We start from the raw sequence: 4,527 nt of genomic DNA on the forward strand, positions 1-4,527 counted from the left end.
CCGACTGGGCGTCCCCGTAGCGAGGATGGAAGATAATTGAGGATAAAAATTTCATTTTGTAAGGTGAATAGTGGTGCTATTTGCCGAATAAAATGGAATTTTTAGACCAATTTGCTGACACCGCCCTACTGCATGAATGCAGGAGCCAGAGCAACGCAGGATCAGTTGCCGAGAGTGACTGACAACTTAGTCAGAAAATATGATTTCAATTGATTAACTACTAAAAAAACTTGCGTCACAGTTAATTCCAATTCAGGCTTGTGCTGAATTTTAACGAAAGCGGTATCTAAATTTCTGAAAAAGGGGCAGGTAACAGCAGCGGCTTTTGCAAAGAATTCATTTAATCTATTGATAAGTATAGATTAAGAACAAAAAAGACTGCGGTTACAGGTTTGCATATTCTTCAAAATATCAATAAATTTACCTCTTTTCGGAAACCGCTGAGATAATAGCGCCATTGCCTTTAATTGATACAAATTAGTCCCAAAATTTCGCCCGTGCGAGTAAATGAAAAGCTGCCACCAATTGGGCGGCTCAGGCTTGTTTGACTGCTGCATTCAGGATGAAATATCCGGTTTAAGGGTCACTCTGAAGTTGAGTCTGTCCAATATCCGGAAGAGGTAGAGATTTAACCAAAGACCACAGGCATTGGAGCCAAAAGTCATTGTCAAAGGTGTCGAAGGTTTGCACGACTCTGTTTTCAAACAGAAGAGCCAGCATCTGTTGTTCAATTTCGGTGAGACATGATGGGTCAAAAGGACGATCCGGATCATTGAACGGAAGTTCGGGACAAACTAGCCCTGTGTTGCAGCACTGATTCAATCGGAACTCGACAACACAATAATTTGATTCTTCGATTGGTGTTAATTCATAAAGGAAGTAATAGCTGGCGATGGTATTGTTCAGAACAAAATCTCGCAAGTAATTGGCTGCCTTGCCTGGATCAGGCAATACCAATTTTTCGTTATCTTTGGTGACTATATAAGGTGTTGGTGAAAAAGGCTTATAAACGTGGTGTTTACCGTGCTCATACCTTATTTTGAGGACTTTGAAAAGTTCCTGAACTTCGTGAAATAGCCATTGCTCCAACTTGATATAGGCATCACTATGCGGGGGAAGCCCTTGTTTGTTTTCACGGTTCAAAAATATCAGTGCAATAGACTTGTAAAGGTAGTTATCCCGATCTTTATTAATGTTGGTGACCAGCTCTTCAACGGTTTCATCTGTTAGCAGTTCAAGCACCTCCTGAAACGGGCCAACTCTGATGCTCAAGGGCACACCGCGAATGACATTTTGACCTCCAAAACTTTTGGAATTAAGACCATAGTTAATAATTTTCATACAGTTGTAAGACCAGTGCATAAAGACGGGCATTGTATATTTATCTTCAGTTTTTATTTCTAGCTCCTGCAGTAGAGCAGCAGCCGTATTTTTTGCTTCATACCAGCGGAGAGTATCCACCAGTGAAAAGAGCCAGTTTTGCTGGGGGATTTTCGCAAGCTGTATGATATTTTCGAATGCTACAAAAAAACTGGTCTGTTTGTAATAATTCCCATCCGTCGGTCGATTGGGTATTTTAACTAATCTCAGAGGTGCTGTACTGGTCGAGGAGTTGGTGTCTGCTCTATTCAGCTGAGAACAGCTAATTCCCTGGTCGTACCTGAGAGAAGTGGGTTCACTGACTGCCGTTAACTGCAAAAGGGCTCGGGTGCGTTGGTCAAACCAATCAAGGCTTTCCAGCCATTGGTTGTAATTGTCGAGCAGTTCGTTCAGCGTCATGCCGTGATTATTTGGGGGGATGGCCGCCAGAATCTCAAACAGTTTTTCCACCAGCTCACATAAACGCAGTTCGGCCAGTGTCTCCAGTGATAATGGTGCCAGCACCGTTTCCAGTATTGCCCGAGGTTTCAGACCATTCAGGCGTTCAATTGTCAGGCTCATTAGTGGGTAGCCAAAGTGACAACCCGGGGTATCGGCAATTACTATGCCTTTCCTAAGGGCGATGCCAGGAGCGATGACGCTCACGTTATTGGACTCGTATTCCATGCCAATTAGCCTGGTACTATTCACTCGCTTTGGCAGGTCCTTAATTGTTCTTATATCCCAATTGGAGTACCGGGCATGGACAGTATTGTCAACATCAGGCGGTCCGCTAATACTGGTGGCGGGTGAAAAAATTTTCGCTGGTGGTAACGGTAACATAAGTAATGGCCGCAGTTGTTCTTTGTCTGATTATGTGTGTTTTGCACCTCGGCGCAATAAATCCGGCAGGAGGAAGCAATACTACTCTACAGCCCCCGAAAGTTCGTTGAACAGGGTGTTAAAACAAAACTCTTTTTTCATCCTCCAGGCCTTTATCTACAAGCGCTGCAAAGTTTTGGACGAAAACTGGATAGTTGAGCCGTTGCATGTAATCAACCAGCGATATCAACCCCCGGTAATTGTTCAGCTAATTCTTCTTTTTGCCGACTGGAAACTCGACTGTCAGCACCAAGTCATCAAGCCGGTGCCATCTATAATGAGTCAGGGCAGATGGCACTACGCACGATATCCAGCGTACAAAAGAAAATTAAGAATTGAACTTATATATATCGACAGTTGGCCCATTGAAAAGTTCATATTTAGAAGCCTCCCAAGCCACACTCGGCTGTACATCTACGACTTACAATCGTACCAATACGATTAAGTTAGTCGGAAATTGGAATTGCTATAAGATGGGCAACTGACCAGATGATCGTTCACCAGCCCCATTGCCTGCATATAGGCATAACAGATGGTGCTGCCAACAAAGCTGAAGCCGCGTTTTTTCAGCTCTTTACTCATCCGGTCTGAAATATCGGTGGTAGCCGGTAGGTCACCCATTGATTGTCGCTGGTTGATGATGGGCTGATGGTTTACAAATGACCACAGATACTGGCTGAAGCTGCCAAATTCTTCCTGAACCTTGATAAACGCCCGGGCATTTTTAATGGCGCTACGGATTTTCAGCCGGTTGCGGATAATGCCTTCATCGTGCATCAGCTTCTCTACATCCTGGTCTGTCATTGCGGCCACTTGCTGAACATCAAATTGATGAAATGCTTTGCGGTAGCCTTTCCGGCGCTTCAGAATGGTGATCCAGCTCAGGCCCGCCTGGGCACCTTCAAGAATCAGAAACTCAAAGAGTTTCTGATCGTTATGGCAGGGAACACCCCACTCTTCGTCATGGTATCGGGTATAGAGTTCATCGCCATGGCACCAGCTGCATCGAGAATCGCTCAAGAGGAAAAACTCCTTTTTGTTAAATAGGGTTAGTTTGCACCAGAAAGCGCATTTATTTGCAGTTTTCTGGCTACCAGTAACAATGACAGTTAAGATAGGTGTTTACCCTATTAAAGGCATAAACAGATGAAGATAGCCAAAGAGACAGTGGGTCTGTTCCATTACACTCTGAAAAATGATGCGGGAGAAACTCTCGACAGTTCGGAAGGCGAGTCTCCCATGGCTTATCTTCACGGTGAGGGCAATATTGTTGAAGGGTTGGAAAATGCCCTGGATGGCAAGCAGGCTGGTGACAAGTTTGAAGTGGTAGTTGAGCCTGCCGAAGGCTATGGCGAGTATGACGAAAGTCTGGTTCAGCCGGTACCGAAAGAACAGTTTGGTGATCATCCTGTTGAGGTGGGCAACCAGTTCCATGCCGATACCGCCATTGGCCCACGGATTGTAACTGTGGTGGCTATTGATGACGAAAGTGACCAGGTGGTAATCGACGCTAACCATTCGCTGGCAGGTGAGAACCTGCACTTTAGCATTGAAGTGGTCGAGGTGCGTGAAGCTACCAAAGAAGAGCTGGACCACGGTCATGTGCATGGGCCTGGCGGGCATGTTCATTGAATCTGCTATCGAACTCTTTTCAGGAGACAGTCTTCCAAGAAATCCCCACAGCATGAAGCCTTGATCAGAAACCTTACCGTGACTGAAAAATAATGAAGTCGGATGTTTCCGGCTTCTTTACCGTGAAAAATATTTTGCTTGACTGTTTTTGATGGCGCAACATATTTTCCATTGATTTGTGGCCTTTATACCGTGATATAAATCGCATGCCGGGTTTTATGGTGAGTGAGCAGTTGGATATTGCTGATCACGCCACTTTCTACCATAGACCGGAAAGTCGAAGCTATTCTCATCTTCTGCAGATCGTCCTGACTTTCCCACAGGCCAAGCTCCTCCATCAGCACTCGGATCTTGAAGGTTTTCCCCTTTTGCATGGTATCGATAACGTGTTGTAAAGGTGCTAACAGAAGGTTCAGGCGCATACATCTCTCCTTACCAATTCGGTATTTTCAGGCTGCCCGAGGCAACGCTTTAAAATCTATGATTTTTATAATTCGTATTTTTATATCTTTAGAGTCTATAACTATGGCTCCAGAAATGACTTTTGACCGTTAGACCTTGGTTTGAGTCAATTGATCAGGATCTGAGCATGTGGCGTGACCAGGAGGCTGTCCGAGAATAGACTGCCCTACTGCGGTGGCAGCAAATTGGTCT

At 44.8% G+C, this 4,527-nt stretch carries 4 protein-coding genes; 1 reads left to right on the top strand and 3 read right to left on the bottom strand.

Annotation, left to right across the window (positions count from 1 at the left end; translation table 11 throughout):
* Positions 1-576: 576 nt before the first annotated feature.
* Both KDK14_RS02385 and KDK14_RS02390 read right to left on the bottom strand, forming a co-directional pair.
* Positions 577-2,046, bottom strand: coding sequence for a hypothetical protein (locus KDK14_RS02385; RefSeq protein WP_257263422.1), 1,470 nt, complete (start codon positions 2,044-2,046; stop codon positions 577-579).
* A gap of 636 nt (positions 2,047-2,682) precedes the next feature.
* Positions 2,683-3,261: a DNA-3-methyladenine glycosylase I gene (locus tag KDK14_RS02390; protein ID WP_257263423.1), complete on the bottom strand. Its 579-nt coding sequence runs from the start codon at positions 3,259-3,261 to the stop codon at positions 2,683-2,685.
* A gap of 126 nt (positions 3,262-3,387) precedes the next feature.
* On the opposite strand from KDK14_RS02390, the gene KDK14_RS02395 reads away from it, so the two are divergent.
* Positions 3,388-3,873 carry a peptidylprolyl isomerase gene (locus KDK14_RS02395; protein WP_257263424.1) on the top strand — a complete coding sequence of 162 codons (486 nt, stop codon included), beginning with the start codon at positions 3,388-3,390 and terminating at the stop codon, positions 3,871-3,873.
* A 185-nt stretch (positions 3,874-4,058) separates the two neighbouring features.
* Here KDK14_RS02395 and KDK14_RS02400 read toward each other — a convergent pair whose 3' ends face one another.
* The gene (locus KDK14_RS02400; protein WP_257263425.1) at positions 4,059-4,295 is read right to left on the bottom strand and encodes a hypothetical protein; all 237 of its coding nucleotides are present in this window, start codon (positions 4,293-4,295) and stop codon (positions 4,059-4,061) included.
* Positions 4,296-4,527: the final 232 nt, after the last annotated feature.

It is taken from the genome of Endozoicomonas sp. ONNA2 (genome assembly GCF_024606365.1).
Classification (GTDB): domain Bacteria; phylum Pseudomonadota; class Gammaproteobacteria; order Pseudomonadales; family Endozoicomonadaceae; genus Endozoicomonas.